The sequence below is a fragment of the Erwinia artemisiae genome, from assembly GCF_051400835.1.
GTDB classification, from domain to species: Bacteria; Pseudomonadota; Gammaproteobacteria; order Enterobacterales; family Enterobacteriaceae; genus Erwinia; species Erwinia aeris.
Genome location: NZ_JBLFFM010000004.1, coordinates 312,868 through 332,614, shown reverse-complemented (window position 1 = coordinate 332,614; position 19,747 = coordinate 312,868). Strand labels below are relative to the sequence as shown.

The window sequence follows — 19,747 nt, the reverse complement described above, 5'->3', positions numbered from 1 at the left end:
AGAAACTTAATCCAGCCACTCGGTGTGGAACACACCTTCTTTATCGGTACGCTTGTAGGTATGCGCGCCGAAGTAGTCACGCTGCGCCTGGATCAGGTTCGCTGGCAGCACCGCTGAACGGTAGCTGTCGTAGTAAGCGATAGCGGCGGAGAAGGTTGGCGTTGGGATACCGTTCTGTACGGCATAGGCCACAACGTCACGCAGCGCCTGCTGGTATTCGTCCGCGATGTTCTTGAAGTACGGTGCCAGCAGCAGGTTAGCGATGTCGGCGTTATCCGCATAGGCATCGGTAATTTTCTGCAGGAACTGTGCGCGGATGATGCAGCCAGCGCGGAAGATTTTAGCAATCTCGCCGTAGTTCAGATCCCAGTTATTTTCGGTGGAAGCCGCTTTCAGCTGAGAGAAGCCCTGTGCGTAGGAAACGATTTTGCCCAGGTAAAGCGCGCGGCGCACTTTCTCAACGAACTCTGCTTTATCGCCGGAAACGGTCTGCACGGTCGGGCCGCTCAGAACTTTGGAAGCGGCAACGCGCTGAGTTTTCAGTGAGGAGAGGTAGCGTGCGAATACGGATTCGGTGATCAGCGACAGCGGCTCGCCCAGATCCAGAGAGCTCTGGCTGGTCCATTTACCGGTGCCTTTGTTGGCCGCTTCATCCAGGATCACATCAACCAGGTAGTTACCCTCTTCGTCTTTCTTGGTGAAGATGTCTTTGGTGATGTCGATCAGGTAGCTGCTCAGCTCGCCTTCGTTCCATTCGCTGAAGGTTTTAGCCAGATCTTCGTTGCTCAGGTTCAGGGCGTTTTTCAGCAGCGAGTAGGCTTCTGCAATCAGCTGCATGTCGCCGTATTCGATACCGTTGTGCACCATTTTCACATAGTGACCAGCGCCGTCCGGGCCGATGTAGGCAACACAGGCTTCGCCTTCGGCACGCGCGGCAATTTTATCCAGGATCGGTGCAACCAGCTCGTAAGCTTCTTTCTGGCCGCCAGGCATGATGGATGGGCCTTTCAGTGCGCCCTCTTCACCGCCGGAAACGCCGGTACCGATAAAGTTGAAGCCCTGCTCAGACAGCTCGCGGTTGCGGCGAATGGTGTCTTTATAGAAAGTGTTGCCGCCGTCGATCAGGATATCGCCTTTATCGAGGTGTGGCGTCAGAGAAGCGATAGTTTTGTCAGTCGCTTCGCCTGCCTGCACCATCAGCAGAATACGACGAGGTTTCTCAAGGGATTCAACAAACTCTTCGATGGTGTAGTAAGGCGCCAGCTTTTTGCCTTCGTTCTCGGCGATGACTTCGTCAGTCTTTTCGCGAGAGCGGTTAAAGATGGATACGGTATAGCCGCGGCTTTCGATGTTTAGAGCCAGGTTACGACCCATTACCGCCATACCTACAACGCCGATCTGTTGCTTGGACATTACATACTCCTGTCTGAAGGTCACTCACGGCGTCAGTTCAAGACGCCGCGTGTCAAAGTGGCAAACATGTTAACTCAGGATAGCTGATGAAAGGTAGTGATTGGTGCGATTGGTAATCTTTGTTGCAAATGAGTAGGTTAAGAAATATCAATCCCTGTAGAATTCAGGGATTTCGCCGTCACTCCGCCAACATATCCGCTTTTTTAATGTTTGTTTTGAAATACAAGGGCAAAATGTCTTCCGGTTTGCCATCCATTTTTACCGTGCCATGTTCAAGCCAGATAATCCTTGTACAAACCTTAGCCATCAAATCGCGGCTGTGACTGGCCAGAATCAGAATTTTCGTAGCATTAATAATATTGCTTAATCGGGTTTCCGCTTTTTCCTTGAATCCCTCATCGCCTACAGAGAGCCATTCATCCATCAGCAGGATTTCGGGCGTAAATATAGTCGACACGCTAAAGCCTAATCTCATTTGCATCCCAGAAGAGTAAGTCCTTACGGGCATATCAATGAAATCGCCAAGATCGGTGAAATCGATTATCTCATCAATTTTACTGTCAATCTCTTTTCTACGTAGGCCGAGTAAAGCGCCCCGGATGTAAATATTTTCCCGCCCGGTAAACTCAGGATTAATCCCCAACGAAATCGAGATAAGCGAGCCAATATCGCCTTCGATTATCGCTTTACCTGAAGTTGGATGATAAACTCGGCTAAACATGCGCAGCAGTGTCGTTTTGCCTGCGCCGTTATGGCCAATTAGCCCGACGCGCTCGCCGTCCTGGATCTCAAAGTTGAGGTTATTTAAGGCTGAAACAACTACTTTACCATTGTTTTCACCAACCTTGCCTCCGGTGGCAAAACTCATAAAATTCTTTTTAATAGATCTTGATGCCGCATCGAAAATAGGAAAATCGATGCCAACATTCTCAAACTTTATTATCGCCATTGAAATCCCTAAACCCAGTATGGAACGCGGTATTTAAATTTACTGGTCATCAAAGTAGAAAAAATAATACCCAGCACAGCCATAATAATCGTAACGCAGTAGGTGGTAGCTGAAGGTATCTGTCCCAGCAGCGGTGCCCTGACTACATCGAGTAAATGATAGAATGGATTAAAATTCAGCAGCGCAGCGCCAACTCTGTGCGTCAAAAGTTGAGGCATCCAGATCACCGGCGTTAAGTAGAAAATAACCTGCATAATACTCATAATTATCTGAGTCATATCGCGAAAACGCGCGCAGATCATTGACATAACAACCAGTAACCAGGAAATATTCAACGCCAGCAGAATAAAGCCCGGGATCGCCAGCAACACATACCAGCTTATGCCCTTACCCACGGCCAGCAGCACCAGCGGGAAAATAACAATGTTGTGCAGGAAGATAATAGAATTTTTCCACACGACGCGTAGAACATGAACGTGCAGGGGTACAGGCAGCTGCTTGATGATCCCTTCTGCAGAAATGAGGGCGTCGCAGCCCTCAGTAATACAGCCTGATAAAAAGCCCCAGATAATCAGTCCTAACGTCAGATAAGGCAGAAAATCATGTAAAGGCGTTTTAAAAAGATTACCAAATACCAGTCCCATGGTGGTGATCATCACCGCCATACTGATCGTTATCCAGAATGGGCCAAGCCGGGAACGCTTGTAACGTTGACGAATATCCTGCCCGCCCATTACGCGAATAACGTGAAAGGATTTTATGGCGCCGATAAGATCGTCGAGCCCTGGTGATTTTTCTCGCAAACTCATTTATAAAATTCCACAGTCGAAGGCTTTCCTGTTCAGGCCAAAAAGGAATTTTTCGCCGGAAAGTCTGTTTGTCATTAATGTCATAAATTCATCTTGTTGAGACGGATCAAGCTGCTCTTTCAGTTTAATAATATCGTTGAAGTTGCAGACAGAACGATAAACCAGGTCCAGCTTAATGATCGGTAACCCGAGACGATGCAGGGCAATACAGTTATTATGAATCTGCGAGCCGCGCGTAAAGTCATCCAGGTAGATACTGGCCAGACGCTGTTTTAAGACATGCCCATGCGGAAGCGTCGTATAGTCTATGGTTGACATAAAGGTGGCAAAATCAACGAAATCAACTTCGTCGTCTTTTTTATTATCCTGCTCTTTATAGCCAGAATATTTAAGATCCGGAGCTTTCTCTTTTATGCTTTCAATATATTTTTCATAAAAAGATTTAAGCACCACATCATGCTGGAAGTAGTCCATAAGATAGCGGTTAGTCCAGTAGCTTCTTGCGCCCTCACGACGGAAGTAGTAATACTCCTGGAACAATTTACTATCCTGTGACAGCGCTTTTTCAAAAAACACTACATCATATAAAGCTTTAAAATTATCTTCCGAGCTTACTAATGATTTTAATACTTTGCTCAGCGTAAACTCGCCTCTTTTGATTACCAGTGGCCTGACATTAGAGGATTTATAATCGTGCCAATACTTTTTAAATTTAGCGCTTTTGGCAATTTTGCCCGTTACTGAAATGCAGAAGGATCCCAAATGATGGGAGATCTCCCGATTTTCAGTGGCGCCCAGCACTTCAACCTCGGTCGAAAAGAGGTCGTTGATGAATTTAGGGAGGCCCAGCTTTGAGAAAAAGACGCTGTCATTAAGAATAAGCAGGCGATCGCACTTATCAGCAATGCCGCTGCTGTAAAAATATTTCATCCCTTCCTGATAGCTACCAAAGTCCCTGCCAAAATTATCTCTTTCGATATAAACATCGAAAAGCTCAGGCTGGTAGTTTTCACTGGTTAATTTTAACGTATTTACAGCCAAAACAAAGATATTTTGCCTTTTGGCTTCTTTCAGCAGTTCAATGGTATCCGGACGTAACGCTGTTTTCTCATAAAGTGCAAACAGCATTACGTTTCCACCCTGAAACTCATTCTTATGAATGATGTTTTGGAATCTTTTAGTTTTAACCGAATCACGGTATGATTTTATGCCATACCAGCTAAAAATAGTTGCTTTGGACATGAATCGGTAGAACCTGTGCAATAATCCTTTCATTTCTTCCCACCATCTAATTAATATTTAAAACAATCTTCCCAGCATATTTATCATAGTGAAAGTCAGCGTTTCTACTTTAGACATGCGATATACGCCTGACTCCCGAAAACCTTTTACCCTGGCAACCAAATTTTTGTTTTGACATGCATAAAAATTATTTATGATGATTTTATTTTTTTCACTTAATCTGTTATAAAAAAAATCAAGACTCTGTTTATTAAGTCTGTTCCATTTAGCAAACTCGCCGTTATAAAGGCTTATCAATCGATTCAGCCTTGATAAGAAGCCCAAATTACTGCCTACTAAATTATTAGCATGCTGACGATAAAGAATTTGCGGCTCGGCATCGTAAATATTTTCGCCTTCAAATGCCGAACAGATTAGATAAAGATACCAGTCGTGAGAGACAATGGAAATATCTTCAGGAAGTGGTTCAATTATCTTTTTTAGCGCATCATTGAAAAGCATTGTATTACCACCGGAAAAGCTTTGCAGCAGAGCATTTTCCAGTTTAAATTCACCCCTGAACATGGCTGACTGCCCGATAACATTTTTCTTTTCATCAACAAGCAGAGTTCGACCACCATACAACACTGGTTTCTGAGCATCCTCAATGTTGGCGCGATAAACGGTCGTCAAAGCACGTTCCAGCTTATTCTCAAGCCAGATGTCATCCTGGTCACTGAAGGCGTACCAGGGTGAAGAAATCTTTTTATTCTTTATCAATGAGAGAAAATTAGCCGCAAAGCCATTGCGTGGGCCATGAATAATATGCAGTTTACCTTCAGGTAAGCTTTTCTTATAGCCTTCAATTATATTTAATGTGTTATCAGAAGAGCCATCATCAGAAATATAGAGTTTCCAATTTTCATGAGTCTGATTAATGATCGAATCCAGTTGCTCACGAAGATACAGCTCTCCATTATAGCTACAAAAGAGAATGCTTATTTCATCATTATTGGACATTTAAAATCGCACTATCTGTTGGCTTCCAGTGAAATACAAGCCAGTCCGATCGCCTCAGAAAAAAGCAGCGGGATAACATCGGCTGGCCCGTGATGGAAGTTTAACTTGCCGGTAGTGACTCAGTCAAAAAAGACCGCTTCATTGAATAATTTTCCTGTTCGATCTTTTTCAGACAGCAAAGGTTCAATACCTTCAGCAACAGGCCATTCAATGCCTACTGTTGGATCGTTCCATTGTAAGGTGTGCTCATGATTCGGATTATAATAATCCGTACATTTGTAGACAAATTCAGCGGAGTCAGAAGTAACATAGAATCCATGTGCGAAACCTTCCGGCACCCAGAGCTGTCGCTTATTGTCGGCAGAAAGCAGCACACCAACCCATTGGCCGAAGGTCGGGGAAGAGTGTCGCATATCTACAGCAACATCAAACACTTCTCCGGCCACAACGCGGACCAGCTTGCCCTGAGTGTTCTCCGTTTGGTAATGCAGCCCACGCAAAATCCCTTTCGCGGATTTAGAATGGTTATCCTGCACAAAGCTACGGGGAGCAACTAACTCTTCAAATTTCTTTTGCTGCCAGGTTTCCATAAAGAAACCGCGCTCGTCGCCAAATACGGCAGGCTCAATGATTTTTACGTCAGGAATCGCTGTTTCAATGATTTTCATGTTAAAGCTTTCCCTCCGCCAGCGCTAAAAGATATTTGCCGTAATCATTTTTACACAGCGGTTTTGCCAGCTCTCGCAATTGCTCTGCATTAATAAACTGCATACGGTAAGCGATCTCTTCTGGACAGCACACTTTCAGCCCTTGGCGTGTTTCAATCGTTTGAATAAAGTTGTTGGCTTCATTCATGCTTTGGTGCGTCCCCGTATCCAGCCATGCGTGACCACGACCCATAATGGAAACCGAAAGCTCTCCTTTTTCCATGAAGATACGGTTAACGTCTGTAATCTCCAGCTCGCCGCGTGGTGAAGGCTTAAGCGATTTAGCAATTTCCACTACGCTATTATCATAGAAATAAAGGCCTGTAACCGCATAGTTGCTTTTCGGATGCTCTGGTTTCTCGACCAGAGAAATCGCCTTGCCATCCTCATCGAACTCGACGACGCCATAACGTTCCGGGTCCTGAACGTGGTAAGCGAATACCGTCGCCCCCTTATCTTTGCTGCAGGCTTCTTCCAGCTGACGAGGCAAATCGTGGCCGTAAAAAATATTATCGCCGAGGATCAGAGCACATGGATCTTCTCCAATAAATTCTTCACCGAGGATAAAAGCTTGCGCAAGACCATCAGGACTCTCCTGCACTTTATACTGGATGGAGAGACCCCATTGCGAACCATCACGCAGTAAACTTTCAAAGCGAGGCGTATCCTGAGGCGTGCTGATAATAAGAATATCGCGGATCCCCGCCATCATCAGCGTGCTCAGCGGGTAATAAATCATCGGCTTATCGTAAATAGGCAGCAATTGTTTACTGACCGCCATAGTAACCGGATACAGCCTTGTTCCGGAGCCGCCTGCTAAGATAATACCCTTATTTTTTGCCATAATTCCTTGCACCCGTTTAGCAGTATTCAGCACTGCTGATTAGAGAATTTATCCAATGACTTCGGTAAGCATCCGCTCAACGCCGATACGCCAGTCAGGTAACGTTAACGCAAAAGTTTGCTGGAATTTAGTGATATCCAACCTTGAATTAGCAGGGCGTTTAGCCGGGGTCGGGAAAGCTGAAGTCGGTACCGCATTGATCCTGCTGACCTTAAGTTCCAGACCTTTTTTACGTCCTGTTTCAATGACGTACGATGCATATTCATGCCAGGTCGTTGTGCCATTGGCTATCAGGTGGTAAATGCCAGAAAGTTGCGGTTTACCTTTAGCCTGACGAACAGCATGCGCTGTACAATCTGCAATCAGCTCGGCGCCTGTAGGCGCGCCAAACTGGTCGTTAATAACGGAAAGCTCTTCCCTGTCTTTAGCCAGCTTTAGCATGGTTTTCGCAAAATTGTTGCCTTTCGCCGCATAGACCCAGCTGGTACGGAATATCAGATAGCTGCTGCACGTGGCTGTAATGGCCTCTTCCCCTGCGCATTTCGTTTTGCCGTATACGCTTAACGGCTCCGTAGCGTCGGTTTCGGTCCAGGGTTTATCCCCCTGACCGTTGAATACATAGTCAGTGGAATAATGAACAAGCAGCGCGCCCGCTTTTTCAGCGGCATCAGCCATTTTCGCGACGGCTTCGGTATTTAATAAGGCAGCAACTTCAGGTTCGGATTCCGCTTTATCGACGGCCGTATGGGCCGCAGCATTAACAATAACGTCTGGTTTGAGAGCAGCAATAGTAGCGGCAATGCCCTCAGGGTTTGACAGATCGCCGCAGTGTTCCGTGGAATGACGATCCAGCGCAGTCAGGTTGCCTAAAGGAGCCAGCGCACGCTGCAGCTCCCAGCCAACCTGGCCATTTTTACCAAAAAGAAGAATGTTCATTAGTTACGTTTCTCGTAATTTTGCTCAATCCAGCTTTGGTAGGCGCCGCTTTTTACATTGCTGACCCACTCATCATTGCTAAGATACCATTCCACGGTTTTACGCATCCCGGTTTCAAAGGTCTCTTCCGGTTTCCAGCCCAGCTCATTTTGAATTTTAGTTGAGTCGATGGCATAGCGACGATCGTGGCCTGGACGGTCATTAACGTAGGTGATCAGATCCGCATAGTGGCCCTCGGAAGGCTTCAGCTCATCCAGCAGCGCGCAAACGGTTTTTACCACATCCAGATTTTTCTTTTCATTGTGGCCGCCAATATTATAAGTGCTGCCCGGCTTAGCCTCTGTAACCACTTTATACAGCGCGCGGGCGTGATCCTCGACATAGAGCCAGTCGCGGATTTGATCCCCTTTGCCATAGACAGGCAGCGGCTTTTTCTCCAGCGCATTAATAATGATGAGCGGGATCAGCTTTTCCGGGAAATGGTATGGACCATAGTTATTAGAGCAGTTGGTAATAATGACCGGCAGCTTATAGGTACGTCCCCATGCGCGTACCAGATGATCGCTGGCCGCTTTGGTTGATGAGTAAGGGCTACTCGGCGCGTAAGGTGTAGTTTCGGTAAAAAGTGGCAGCTCGCCGCTCATCTCATCGGGATGGGGCAGATCGCCATAGACTTCATCGGTGGAAATATGATGAAAGCGGAAAGCCTGCTTTTTCTCTTCACCCAGCGAGTTCCAGTACTGGCGCGTGGCCTCTAACAGGCTGTAAGTTCCGACTACGTTAGTCTGCACAAAATCTGCAGGGCCGGTAATGGAGCGATCGACATGGCTTTCTGCCGCAAGGTGCATAATGGCATCCGGCGCGCATTCGTTCATGACCTTGATCAGCCCTTCCGTATCGCAAATATCAAGTTTGAAAAACTGATACCGGTCGCTGTCGCTGACGTCCTTGACTGATTCCAGGTTGCCCGCATAGGTCAACTTGTCAACGTTGATTACGGCATCTTGCGTATTGTTGATGATATGTCTTACGACTGCTGAACCAATAAAACCAGCGCCACCAGTGATCAAAATCTTCATAACAAGTCTCTAAACGGAGTGATTCGGAACAATAACCGTAGATTATTGATATTTATGTCAGTTACATTACCAGCCTGAAATTTAGCCACGCTACCGCCCCTGGGTATACATCCCCAGTACGTCAACGTCTATCCTGCTATGACTTTGCTTAAGCCCTGTCAACATGCCAGCCAAAGAGCCCTGCTGCCTAACGGTTTGAATACACGCTATATTTTTAGCTAATATTGACAACTTAACCCGTACATACTGTCAAGAATTGTATCATTCAGCAATTATGAAAACTAACTAAAATAAGAATTTTTCCTTGTTTATGCGGTGCAACTTAGGAAATTTCTTAGAGAAAGTTAAATCGCCCACTTTATATACGCGCCTGAGCTTTTTAGCTTATTTTATGAACATGAATTTTGACCTACATTGCATTTCCACTGTGTGGAACCTGCATCAAACCAAATTAAATCTTGTTTCAGATACGCAAAAGCCCGGCATAAGCCGGGCTTTTTCACGTAAACACTTAACGGCTATTTATAACCATTAGGGTTATTGCTCTGCCAGTTCCAGGTGTCGCGCATCATCTCGTCGATGCCGCGTGAAACGCGCCAGTCCAGCTCTTTATCTGCCAGCGAGGCGTCGGCCCAGAACGCTGCCAGATCGCCATCGCGACGAGGCGAGACCTGGTAAGGCACCGGACGACCGGAAGCCTTCTCGAACGCCTTCACCATTTCCAGTACGGAATAGCCTTCGCCCGCGCCCAGGTTATAGGCTTTATAACCGCTGATAGCCGACAGATGATCCAGCGCTTTCAGGTGGCCTTCAGCCAGATCCATCACGTGAATATAGTCACGTACGCCGGTGCCGTCTTTAGTCGGATAGTCGTCGCCGAAGATACCCAGCTTTTCGAGGCGGCCAATCGCAACCTGCGCAATATAAGGCAGCAGGTTGTTAGGGATACCGTTTGGATCCTCGCCAATCTGGCCGGATTCATGCGCGCCTACCGGGTTAAAGTAGCGCAGCGCGATGGCTTTCAGCTCCGGATTGGCTTTGGCATAGTCACGCAGGATCAGCTCAACCATCAGCTTAGAGGTGCCGTAAGGGCTGGTCGTGCCGCCGATTGGCGTAGTCTCAACGTAAGGTACCGGCGCATCCGCGCCGTAAACGGTGGCGGAAGAGCTGAAAATAAACTGATTCACGCCGGCAGCGCGCATCTCTTCCAGCAGCACCAGCGTGCCGGTCACGTTATTTTGATAGTATTCCAGCGGCATACGGGTAGATTCCCCAACCGCCTTCAGACCAGCAAAGTGAATAACCGCAGTGATATTGTGCTGAGCGAAAAGGTCGCGCAGGCAGGCGCGATCCAGGATATCACCTTCGCAAAAAACGGCCTTTTTACCGGTCAGCTTTTCTACCCGAACGATAGATTCGCGGGAAGCGTTGCTCAGGTTATCCAGAACCACCACGTCGTCGCCGCGCTCCAGAAGCGTCAGCACCGTGTGCGAACCGATGTAGCCCGCTCCGCCCGTTACCAAAATAGCCATATTGACTCCTTTATGGCCGCGCTGGCGCGACCTTAAATAATGGGAAATTACTTAGCGAGGATCTTTTTGATTTCTTCGCGGAACTCGCGGCCCTGCGCGTTATTTCTCAGTCCCCAGGAGACAAAAGCTTTCATGTAGCCTAATTTACGGCCGCAGTCGAAGCTGGTACCGGTCAGCTGCTGTGCGTCAACACGCTGCTTTTTCGCCAGGCTGGCGATAGCGTCGGTCAGCTGGTAGCGGCCCCAGGCGCCCGGCTCCAGATTTTCCAGCTCGGCCCAGATATCGGCGGACAGCACGTAGCGGCCTACCGCAGCCAGATCGGATTGCAGCGTCTGCGGCTGCTCCGGCTTCTCCACGAACTCCAGGATCTGGCTGGTCTGACCCGGGTTATCCATAACTTCTTTCGTTTTAATCACCGAGTATTCGGAAAGGTCGGCTTCAGGCATATGGTGCGCCAGCACCTGGCTGTGGCCGGTTTCTTCGAAACGCGCAACCATCGCGGCCAGGTTATAGCGCAGCGGATCGGCAGTAGAGTCGTCCAGCAGCACGTCCGGCAGGACGACCACGAAAGCTTCATCGTGCAGCATAGGACGAGCGCACAGAATAGAGTTAGCCAGGCCCAGCGGCTGTGGCTGACGCACGTTCATGATGGTCACGCCTGGCGGACAGATTGACTGCACTTCGCTCAGCAGCGAACGCTTCACGCGCGCTTCCAGCAGGGCTTCCAGCTCATAAGAGGTATCGAAATGGTTTTCAACCGCATTCTTGGACGCGTGGGTGACCAGAACAATTTCCTTGATGCCTGCCGCTACGCACTCGTCGATGATGTACTGGATCATCGGCTTGTCGACAACGGGCAGCATCTCTTTAGGAATGGCTTTTGTAGCAGGGAGCATGTGCATACCCAGACCCGCAACGGGGATAACTGCTTTAAGCTTGGTCATATTTTTTCCATATAAATGAAGTAAAAAACGTTCAGCAATTATGCATTAAAGTGATATTCAGCAAGTATAATCTTAATCTGAAAATTTAGCTGCGGCTGGCCCATATAAGGACCGGCATTTTAATGCTTAGCCCATGAATTTTCATAAATGCACGCGGCAAACGGCCCTTGAGCTGCGAGCCTGCAAACGCAGGCGGCGCGGCTTTGCCAGACTTTGCCGTGAACCTCGTTCAGTTTCGATAACTTATCGGTCTTAAATAAAAAAAGGCCATTGCCACAGCAATCGCCTTTACCTGTCTTAGCTTAGCGCTGAATTAATTGTCGGGTATTCGATAAGTCCGCACAAAAATATAATTACGCTGCACTCAGCGGCAAATTTACTCTGCCGCTTTAATAAAGATTATCTGAAATTAATAGTGCGATTTATTAACGCTTAGCCAGCTTTTCCAGCGTTTCCGCCAGTTCCTGATAGGCAATATGCTGGTTAAACTCCGTTTCCACTTTTTGGCGAGCGGCGGCGACCACGGGCGCGACGTCCACATCGCCTTTGGACAGCCGGAACAGGATATCGCTCAGCGCCTGCGCATCGCCTTCCGGGGCCAGCCAGCCGGAAACGTTGTTTTCAATCAGCTCCGGAATGCCGCTGTGATCGCTGGAAACCACCGGTAGTCCTACGGCCATCGCTTCCATCAGCGCAACGGGAATGCCTTCCATATCGCCATCGGCGGCGGTCAGCGAAGGCAGCAGGAAGATGTCGGCTTCGTCCAGGTAACGCTTAATCTCTTCCTGAGGCTTAAAGCCGACCATCTGCACGCAGTCTTCCAGATGGGCCTGACGAATAGTGTCGCGCATCTGCTCTTCCATATCGCCGTTGCCGATAATGGTGTACTGGAAATTAGCGCCTTTCTCTTTCAGATATTTGCAGGCTTCCACCGCCACACCCAGGCCTTTTTTCTCGGTCAGGCGCGCCACGGTAAGGATACGTAACGGCTGATGCAGCGCTTCACGCGCTTTCATATTGAATTTTTCAGGTTCAATACCCATCCGCGTGACCTGGATTTTCTCCGGCGGGCAGCCCATGGCAATCAGCTTTCTTTCCCACAGATGGCTGATAGGCAGCAGCAGCTCGGTATCGCGGAAAAGGATGGGATAATCTTTACGGTGCTCGTTGAGGATAAAACGACGGGAAATATCCGCGCCGTGAAAAACCGTTGCCTGCTTGCCGCGCAGCACTTTCAGCTCACGCAGCTTGTTGGCCAGCGCGCCCGCGTAGCCGAAATGCACCAGAAACACATCTGAAGTAATAGGTTTCTTAGCCCAGGCGACGATAGCCGGCAGCAGCAGCTTCATGGACTGATCGCCATAGCGACCCACGTTCATGGCCTTAATAACCCCAGGCTTGAAGAGCTTCGGCAGGATCATTTTCAGGCGCTGCTTTAGCTTTTCCGCGTTGCTTTTTTGCTCTTCCGGCAACAGATAATGAATACGTTCCGCCAGATTGTAGCGATCGAAAGCCGCATGCCGGTTAACGTGATCGCCCGGAAATACCGAAATGATCTCTACGTCATATCCACTGTCAATGAAGTGGGTTACCTGGTTGAGCACAAAGGTTTCTGACGCTACCGGAAAACGCATGGTGAAAAAAGTTAGTTTCATCGATTTACCCTAAAATACTGACGACGTCTTCGGTAGTAAGTCCCGGGAACGCGCTCCTGCGCAGACTGGCGGATCGCCCGGGGCGAAAGACATAATATTCGCAGCGTCGTATCCACCAAGAGGCGGTTTTAGCAACAGGGCAGGAACGTCTCGCCCTGCCCCGAACAGCTTGATCAATTTTATCTAATACTAGCAGCTAACCTGTGCAGCCAGGCAAGCGTAATTATCCTAAAAATCAACCGGCTAGCCTGCTTTTTTACGATTAAAAGCAGGCTGACCGCCGAAAGCAGCCGTTAACCCTGATTTTTTAGCGCATACCAGGGCACCGCAACCTGCTGGCCGTTGATCACCATGGAAACAAAACCGCCGGGTTTGGTGGTATCGACCTCGGCCGCATCCAACTGCCGCGACTGCACCAGCAGATCGCCCTGCTCGTTGGCGCCTATCCCTGCTTTGCCATTGTGCAGCGAGAAGCGACGCACGGCCTGACGCGCGCCCTGCGGCGGATTTTTGAAGTCCATCTCCGCATCGAAGCGGGCGCACTGGCCGGTCAGGAAGCGATCGCGCGCCGTGGTTTTCATCATCACGCCGGACGAGCCGACCCAGCCTGCCAGCTTCACAAAGACCTGCGTATCGGCATCGTGCGTAGTGGTATACATCACGTCGACAATCGGGCTGCTGCCCTCGATGTGCCAGCTTCCTTCAAAACCGTGAACCTTACGTTGCAAGGTGATAACGGCTTTACCGCCGGTGTTGCGATCGTTCAACAGATTATGCAGCGGCTCCGACGTGGTGCCATTGCTGAACTGCGACTGCCCGAGGATCTCAATTTCCCAGCTGTCGCCCACATCCGGCGTATGGATGTTGCCCAACAGATACCATTTTTCCTGGTTGCTGTTGTTCTGAATACGAAAGCGTGAAGTCAGATAGTTGTACTTCATGCTGCCGTCGGCGGCGATGCCGTAAGACTCTACGCGAGTAGAACCGCGTTCGTAAGGGCCAAGCCACTCATCGCCCTGCAGCGAGTTATCAATCCAGCTTTTCGCCTGCAGGTTGATTTGCCGCATATTCAGCCGCGAGTGGTGGGCAATCAGCGGGTTCGGGCAGGTTTCAATGCTTAACGCATCCACGATCCACTGACCGTTAGAGAGATCGCCCGGAAACTCGGTGTGCTCAATCCAGCCGTTGTGAATAATCGACTGCGTACAGCGCGGCAGGTTCAGCGCCATGCCTTTAGAGCAGTGCTGCACGTTGAAGTTCGACAGTTCGATAGCGGTGCTGTGGTCCCAGTTGCCTTTTTTGGTATAGGACCAGGTCGCTTTGATCACATCGCCGGTACAGTTATTGGCATACCACTGGTCGATTTTACAATCCAGCGTATCAACCAGGCTCAGCGACGTGCCGCCAACGCCAATAAAGCGCAGACAGGAACCGCGGAAGTACTGCCCCGCCGGACACGAGTTGTGATAGAAGCCCTGCGTGTTCGGCAGTTCTTTATTGCGGCCTTCAAAGCTCAGGTTACTGATCTCTACCCAACGCGCGTTCACCTTAAAGGCAAAGTCCGATTTGCCATCGGAGACAATCGTGGTCGAGGGGAAATAGCCGAAGTTGATTGGCGCGCCCGATACGCGGAAGTAGCTGACGTAGTTAGCGGAAATATCAAACGAGGAGACGAAAAAGCGCCCGGCCGGGAACTGCACGGACAACATTCTGTTGTTATCCTGCGCCCAGTGGAACATTGCCTGAATGGCGGGCAGCGAGTCGGTGCGGCCGTCGGCCACCGCGCCAAAGTCAAAGATGGTCAGCGCGTTCAGATCGTCAGAGATGCGACGCCAGTGGTAATCCTGACCGGACGAGGCGATATAGCCACCGTCATCCTGTGCTTTGCTCAGCTCGCCGACAAAGGCGCCGCCGCCCGTTTCCGTTCCGGCGTGCCAGCCCTTAAGCCGCACTTTTGCGCCGTTGAACAGCGGTCGGGTCTGGCGTAATTCATCGTAAGAGCCGATTTCGCCAATCAGCTGGTAGCCGGAAGGCTGCGCCAGACGGCGGCTGAATTCGGAAGCGCCGCTGTTTTTCACATCCGGCACGTAGAACAGCTGCTCGTCGCGATCGTTATAGAGCGCCATCGAATATTCGCTGTTTGACCACAGCGCGCCTTTGGCTGCCACAAAACGTTTTAAAGTATCGCTGTTCAACGACACGGGCTGCGACAGCAGCGAAACTTCGCCGTTGGCGCTTTTAACAAAAACGTCGATCGGATGCTGAGCGGGATCGGTGCCCGCCTTGCCGATATAGAGCTTGCCGTTAAAGTCATGCCAGAATTCTGCGGGCATGGTGAAGACGTCGTCAGGTGAAAAAATCGGCACGTCATTTTTGGGAATGGCATCGGCCGGCACTTTCTTCAGCTTCAGACCCGCTTCTTCACTGCGGGCGGCTGCGGGTAGCGAACTCAGTGCTGCGGTTGCCACGATAGAGGAAAATGCTGTTCGGATTAATTCTCTGCGCTTCATACAAAATTCCGTTAATCAGGTAAGTGTCGATGCTGTTTCATCCAGAGGTATAGTCCGGTGCAGGCTTTTTTATCCTTTGCGATCCCGCTCGTACAGGAACTTCATTACGCTTACCGGCATCACCCGCGTTGAGGTGCGGATCAGAAAATAGAGCGTGCCGTTCACGAAGTTAGTCTGGCGCAGGCGATTCTTTAACGACCACAGCTGCACCTCGCTTTTGATATAGGTCATGCCGCGGCGCTTGCTGACCATCTCGCTGCCCGAGCGCACACGCATCAGCACATCGTGCAGGTTGGCGACGTCATAGCCCTGCGAGAGCATACGCAGCCACAAATTGTAATCTTCCATAAACAGGTGGTGCTGGTAGCTGCCCGCCGCCAATACCTTATCCTTACGGAACACCACGCACATATGGTTGAAGGGGTTTTTCATGCGGGCGAAATGGCGGATCTCTGCGTTGTTCAGCGGCAGACGCTTTAGACGCTCGTTGCCGAATTCATCAAATTCAATTACCGCCGCGCCCAGCAGCGCCATATCAGGATGCGCTTCCATATAGGGGATCTGTTTTTCAAAGCGTTCCGGCAGGCAGATGTCGTCGGTGTCCATGCGCGCGACGATATTATGCGAGCAGCGATCCAGACCCGCGTTAAGCGCCTTGCCCAGACCGACGTTTTTTTCCAGCGGCACGATGACAAGCGGCAGCTTGTCCATCCAGTTGTTGACCGCCGCTTTCAGATCGTCGCCCAGCGGGCCGTCGTAGACCAGCACGATCTCGTCAGCTGGCAGCGTCTGCTCGTACAGGCTCTGCATGCACTGCTCAACATTTTCCGGTTTCTCTCTGTGATAGAGAGACATAAGAACTGAAAACATAACATCACCCGTTAATTCAGAAGGTCATTCCACTTTTGTAAGATCAGCGTCGGCCCGTAGTTTTCGGCGTTGCGCCAGGCCGCGTGGGCAAAGGTTTTGCGCTTTTGCTCGTCGGCGATCAGCATGTTCAGCTGCGCCACAAAGGCGTCGTCGTTGTCGTAATCGATAACGAACCCGTCGTCTTTGATAATTTCCGCCGGGCCGGTTTTGCAGTCGAAGGCGACGGCGGGCAGCGCAAAGTTTTTCGCCTCGATCAGCACCATCGGCAGGCCTTCATAACGGGAGGTCATGATGATGATGCCGGCGGCGCGGTAGTAATCGTTGATCTTTTTGCTGGGCGTAATGATTTCCGTGCTCGCTTCCATGCCGTAGCTTTTAATTTTCGCCAGCAGCGCGGGTTTGTCTTCGCCGTCACCGACAATTTGCAGCGTCCAGCCCTGCTTATCCACGCGTTGCCATACGTCGAGCATCCGGTCGAAATTTTTCTGGTAAGTAAGACGGCCCACCGCCAGCACCCGATCCTGCTTGCCGGCGAAAACGTCATCAAAGCTGCTGGCGCTGCTTTCAGCATGGAAAGGCGAGATGTTTCTCATCACGTGCACGTTTTTCACGCCGTAATTTTTTTCCAGATAGCTTTTATCGTGATCGGTAAGCACGGCGATTTTGTCCGCCAGGCCATAGCAGAACACTTTCAGGCGACGGATCGGCGTTTTAAAGGTTTCAATCGAGACGTGATCGCAGCAGATGATTTTTGACTTCACGCCGAACAGCTTCATGGCCAGCAGCGCCTGCACGGAAAGCTTGCCCATGGAGATAATCATAATGCCGTCAAAGGGCTGCGATTTCGCAAAGCGGATAAACTCGCGGATCTTAAGCAGGCGCGCGGTCGCTTCGGGATAGCGAATTTTCACTTTCGCATCGGTCGGATAGTAAGGATCGCCTTTGTTCAACGAATAGAGCGTGACGTCGTAATCATTATTGCTGAGCAGGCTGGATAAGGTGCTGGCAACGCGATCCGTACCGCCGCTGTTGGAAATGCCGTCAATAAGGATCAGCAATTTGTACATATTCAATCATCCTGTTGAAATTGAGCAAAAAGCGCGGCTCAGGGCCGCCTAGCCGCTGAACATACGGAACAGCGGCGCTACGCTATAGCCGGTAATCGACTGCGCGGAAAGTATCGTGTTATAGGCGAGGTAGTAAGAACAGATCCCCGCTAACAAGGCGACGTTTACCAGCAGATTGCGTATTCGCAGCAGCAAGAAAGAGAAAAGTATCGGTTCGGCGTGAAGGAACAGGTTGCCCACCCTGCCGCCAAAGATACTGAAGTCGGAGAACGTAATACGCACGCCCGCGCCCACCGCATACGAGACCAGCAGGATATAAACCAGACGATCGCCTTTCTGGATGCCGTTACGGAAGTAGTAAAGGGTAAAGGCGGCAATAAAGAAGATGTTTTTCAGGTTGGCCAGGCCAAACACCGGCGAGGCGGTATCGAAGTCGGTGCCGCTATAGCCCGCCGCTCGTTCGCCCAGGCCAGGCACGATGCCCAACGAGTCGAGAAAGAGCTTTTTCCCGCCGATAATTCCCAGCGGAATACAGGCGAAGACGATAATCAGCGGCAGATACTTGCGCTCGCGCAGGAAGAAGAACGGCACCGCCAGCAGGATGGTATAACCCGTGGCGTGCGACTGCGTACTGAGCACCAGGAATACCAGCGCCAACACGTTTCTCTTCGTCGCCAGCGAGCAGATAAAGGCGATAGCAAAGGCGCTGGATAACCCAAAGCGGATCTGGTTCATGTCTTTGTTGATAAACAGGTGAGTTGAATATAAACAAAGCGAACAGAGGATCAGCGGAGAATACTTTTTGTAGCAGTAAGCGTTAGTCGAAACCGCAATAAAGCAGATAAAAAAGAGAAAATAGTAGCTCTGGCTGGTGACCAGTGAAAACAGCCAGGCCAGCAGCATAAAGAGTTTTTCATAGCGATAGGTGTCGGTGATCGCGTCATAGGTGTTGACGTGAAGCTGTGCCGAAAAATCCGCGAAAAAGTCCAGGTACTGGCTGTCATCCATGCCGGAGTGCAGACCGCGCGAGCCGCCGAAACAGATCAGCGCCATCGTGCAGATAAACGCCAGCCACATGATGACGCGTTTGATCCTGGGGTCGTTAAGCTGGTTGATTGCTGCCAACTCAAAAATACAGCACGCCAGAATGCTGTAACTGATTATCCAATATATGGCCATTGTTGTTCCGCCGTCTTATTATTTTAATCAGGGCTATTTTTTTGCAATACGTTCTGAGAACTTCTGTTTTAAACGGCCGAGAAAATAATCGCGATTGCCTTTGTTGGTTAAAAAGAAATATTGCGCGAAGCTCAGGCTGGCGTGCAGCACCTTGCCATCCATTTTATAGCGGATCGGCAGCTTATACGCTTTATAGGTATAAACATCCCGCTTGCTCAGATACGGGCTCATGCTTTTCAGCCAGAAGGTGGAGTACTTTACGGACTCGCCTTTATGGCTGGAGTTGAATTTGCTCACCATATGGTAGTTAGCCAGTGGTTTTGCAATCATCACGAATTCAAAATCGTTTTTATCCGCGCGGATGCAGAAGTCGTAGTCCTGATGACGGATAAACCGCTCATCAAACTTAATTTCCGCCGCGTGCTCGCGCTTCAGCACAATAGTACTGGTCTGGATAAAGCCGTAGCAGCCAAACAGATATTCGGCGATGCTTTCATTGTGCGCAGGCAAATTGATCGGCATCACCTTTAAAAAGGCGCCGTCCTGCATAATGTTCACCTGGCTGTAGATCACAAAGCGGTCTTTGCCTCTGGCAGTCAGCTCCTGGATTTTTTTGACGTTTTCCAGCAGCTTGTCTTCATGCCATTCATCATCGGCGTCCAGGAAGCAGACATAGTCGCCCGTCGCCAGGTCAATGCCCCGGTTGCGCGCGCCCGCGCCGTTGAGTTTGACCTCTGACAGCACCAGATTAATTTTCAGGTCGCTGTAGCGATCGCTGTTAACGACCTCGGCCAGCTTTGCCGCATCGGCCGACTTGTCGTCGACGATAATCACTTCAAAATGCTTATAGCTTTGCGCTTTAACGCAGTCCAGCGTGGTGACGATCGATTCGGAGGCGTTATAGGCAGGGATAACGATCGAGAAGAAAATATCCTTCATCACAAGGCACCTTTTAAACGTTATACATAAAACAGCCGGAAACAGGCCTGATTCCAGAGGCGAAAGGATCCGC

The 19,747-nt window shown here is 49.8% G+C and carries 17 protein-coding genes; all 17 read right to left on the bottom strand.

Going from position 1 to position 19,747, the window contains the following annotated elements:
- Nucleotides 1-6 precede the first annotated feature (6 nt).
- On the bottom strand, nucleotides 7-1,413 hold the full coding sequence (gene gnd / locus ACMGEE_RS11985) for an NADP-dependent phosphogluconate dehydrogenase (protein ID WP_253460110.1): 1,407 nt from the start codon (nucleotides 1,411-1,413) through the stop codon (nucleotides 7-9).
- A gap of 178 nt (nucleotides 1,414-1,591) precedes the next feature.
- Nucleotides 1,592-2,362: an ABC transporter ATP-binding protein gene (locus ACMGEE_RS11980; RefSeq protein WP_436830083.1), complete on the bottom strand. Its 771-nt coding sequence runs from the start codon at nucleotides 2,360-2,362 to the stop codon at nucleotides 1,592-1,594.
- A gap of 8 nt (nucleotides 2,363-2,370) precedes the next feature.
- Nucleotides 2,371-3,171: an ABC transporter permease gene (locus tag ACMGEE_RS11975; RefSeq protein WP_436830082.1), complete on the bottom strand. Its 801-nt coding sequence runs from the start codon at nucleotides 3,169-3,171 to the stop codon at nucleotides 2,371-2,373.
- On the bottom strand, nucleotides 3,172-4,413 hold the full coding sequence (locus ACMGEE_RS11970) for a rhamnan synthesis F family protein (protein WP_436830081.1): 1,242 nt from the start codon (nucleotides 4,411-4,413) through the stop codon (nucleotides 3,172-3,174). It abuts the gene before it with no gap.
- A 57-nt stretch (nucleotides 4,414-4,470) separates the two neighbouring features.
- A complete protein-coding gene (locus ACMGEE_RS11965) occupies nucleotides 4,471-5,412 on the bottom strand; it encodes a glycosyltransferase family 2 protein (RefSeq protein WP_436830080.1) in 942 nt (313 codons plus the stop codon).
- A gap of 119 nt (nucleotides 5,413-5,531) precedes the next feature.
- On the bottom strand, nucleotides 5,532-6,080 hold the full coding sequence (rfbC, locus tag ACMGEE_RS11960) for a dTDP-4-dehydrorhamnose 3,5-epimerase (RefSeq protein WP_436830079.1): 549 nt from the start codon (nucleotides 6,078-6,080) through the stop codon (nucleotides 5,532-5,534).
- A 1-nt stretch (nucleotide 6,081) separates the two neighbouring features.
- Nucleotides 6,082-6,963, bottom strand: coding sequence for a glucose-1-phosphate thymidylyltransferase RfbA (gene rfbA, locus ACMGEE_RS11955; RefSeq protein ID WP_436830078.1), 882 nt, complete (start codon nucleotides 6,961-6,963; stop codon nucleotides 6,082-6,084).
- A 48-nt stretch (nucleotides 6,964-7,011) separates the two neighbouring features.
- Nucleotides 7,012-7,899: a dTDP-4-dehydrorhamnose reductase gene (gene rfbD, locus ACMGEE_RS11950; RefSeq protein WP_436830077.1), complete on the bottom strand. Its 888-nt coding sequence runs from the start codon at nucleotides 7,897-7,899 to the stop codon at nucleotides 7,012-7,014.
- On the bottom strand, nucleotides 7,899-8,978 hold the full coding sequence (gene rfbB / locus ACMGEE_RS11945; RefSeq protein WP_301730471.1) for a dTDP-glucose 4,6-dehydratase: 1,080 nt from the start codon (nucleotides 8,976-8,978) through the stop codon (nucleotides 7,899-7,901). Before rfbB ends, rfbD begins: the two co-directional genes overlap by 1 nt.
- Before the next feature lie 518 nt (nucleotides 8,979-9,496).
- Nucleotides 9,497-10,510, bottom strand: coding sequence for a UDP-glucose 4-epimerase GalE (galE, locus tag ACMGEE_RS11940; RefSeq protein ID WP_253460080.1), 1,014 nt, complete (start codon nucleotides 10,508-10,510; stop codon nucleotides 9,497-9,499).
- Between the two features lie 47 nt (nucleotides 10,511-10,557).
- Complete coding sequence (gene galF / locus ACMGEE_RS11935) at nucleotides 10,558-11,454, bottom strand: UTP--glucose-1-phosphate uridylyltransferase GalF (protein WP_301251110.1); 897 nt, start codon at nucleotides 11,452-11,454, stop codon at nucleotides 10,558-10,560.
- 425 nt (nucleotides 11,455-11,879) lie between these two features.
- Entirely contained in the window at nucleotides 11,880-13,109 is a 1,230-nt protein-coding gene (locus ACMGEE_RS11930; protein ID WP_301251111.1) for a glycosyltransferase, read from the bottom strand.
- Nucleotides 13,110-13,402: 293 nt separating this feature from the next.
- Nucleotides 13,403-15,619, bottom strand: a complete 2,217-nt coding sequence (locus ACMGEE_RS11925; RefSeq protein ID WP_253460074.1) for a phage tailspike protein — start codon at nucleotides 15,617-15,619, stop codon at nucleotides 13,403-13,405.
- A gap of 69 nt (nucleotides 15,620-15,688) precedes the next feature.
- A complete protein-coding gene (locus ACMGEE_RS11920) occupies nucleotides 15,689-16,489 on the bottom strand; it encodes a glycosyltransferase family 2 protein (RefSeq protein ID WP_301251112.1) in 801 nt (266 codons plus the stop codon).
- A gap of 11 nt (nucleotides 16,490-16,500) precedes the next feature.
- Nucleotides 16,501-17,556 (bottom strand): glycosyltransferase family 4 protein, encoded by a 1,056-nt coding sequence (locus tag ACMGEE_RS11915; RefSeq protein ID WP_436830076.1) that lies wholly within the window; start codon nucleotides 17,554-17,556, stop codon nucleotides 16,501-16,503.
- 48 nt (nucleotides 17,557-17,604) lie between these two features.
- Entirely contained in the window at nucleotides 17,605-18,735 is a 1,131-nt protein-coding gene (locus ACMGEE_RS11910) for an EpsG family protein (protein WP_125288128.1), read from the bottom strand.
- A 33-nt stretch (nucleotides 18,736-18,768) separates the two neighbouring features.
- On the bottom strand, nucleotides 18,769-19,674 hold the full coding sequence (locus ACMGEE_RS11905; protein WP_253460065.1) for a glycosyltransferase family 2 protein: 906 nt from the start codon (nucleotides 19,672-19,674) through the stop codon (nucleotides 18,769-18,771).
- Nucleotides 19,675-19,747 lie beyond the last annotated feature (73 nt).

Excerpts from the sequence above, each read along its gene's own strand:
- gnd (WP_253460110.1), bottom strand. The coding sequence starts at position 1,413 with ATGTCCAAGCAACAGATCGGCGTTGTAGGTATGGCGGTAATGGGTCGT.
- ACMGEE_RS11980 (WP_436830083.1), bottom strand. The coding sequence starts at position 2,362 with ATGGCGATAATAAAGTTTGAGAATGTTGGCATCGATTTTCCTATTTTC.
- ACMGEE_RS11975 (WP_436830082.1), bottom strand. The coding sequence starts at position 3,171 with ATGAGTTTGCGAGAAAAATCACCAGGGCTCGACGATCTTATCGGCGCC.
- ACMGEE_RS11970 (WP_436830081.1), bottom strand. The coding sequence starts at position 4,413 with ATGTCCAAAGCAACTATTTTTAGCTGGTATGGCATAAAATCATACCGT.
- ACMGEE_RS11965 (WP_436830080.1), bottom strand. The coding sequence starts at position 5,412 with ATGTCCAATAATGATGAAATAAGCATTCTCTTTTGTAGCTATAATGGA.
- rfbC (WP_436830079.1), bottom strand. The coding sequence starts at position 6,080 with ATGAAAATCATTGAAACAGCGATTCCTGACGTAAAAATCATTGAGCCT.
- rfbA (WP_436830078.1), bottom strand. The coding sequence starts at position 6,963 with ATGGCAAAAAATAAGGGTATTATCTTAGCAGGCGGCTCCGGAACAAGG.
- rfbD (WP_436830077.1), bottom strand. The coding sequence starts at position 7,899 with ATGAACATTCTTCTTTTTGGTAAAAATGGCCAGGTTGGCTGGGAGCTG.
- rfbB (WP_301730471.1), bottom strand. The coding sequence starts at position 8,978 with ATGAAGATTTTGATCACTGGTGGCGCTGGTTTTATTGGTTCAGCAGTC.
- galE (WP_253460080.1), bottom strand. The coding sequence starts at position 10,510 with ATGGCTATTTTGGTAACGGGCGGAGCGGGCTACATCGGTTCGCACACG.
- galF (WP_301251110.1), bottom strand. The coding sequence starts at position 11,454 with ATGACCAAGCTTAAAGCAGTTATCCCCGTTGCGGGTCTGGGTATGCAC.
- ACMGEE_RS11930 (WP_301251111.1), bottom strand. The coding sequence starts at position 13,109 with ATGAAACTAACTTTTTTCACCATGCGTTTTCCGGTAGCGTCAGAAACC.
- ACMGEE_RS11925 (WP_253460074.1), bottom strand. The coding sequence starts at position 15,619 with ATGAAGCGCAGAGAATTAATCCGAACAGCATTTTCCTCTATCGTGGCA.
- ACMGEE_RS11920 (WP_301251112.1), bottom strand. The coding sequence starts at position 16,489 with ATGTTTTCAGTTCTTATGTCTCTCTATCACAGAGAGAAACCGGAAAAT.
- ACMGEE_RS11915 (WP_436830076.1), bottom strand. The coding sequence starts at position 17,556 with ATGTACAAATTGCTGATCCTTATTGACGGCATTTCCAACAGCGGCGGT.
- ACMGEE_RS11910 (WP_125288128.1), bottom strand. The coding sequence starts at position 18,735 with ATGGCCATATATTGGATAATCAGTTACAGCATTCTGGCGTGCTGTATT.
- ACMGEE_RS11905 (WP_253460065.1), bottom strand. The coding sequence starts at position 19,674 with ATGAAGGATATTTTCTTCTCGATCGTTATCCCTGCCTATAACGCCTCC.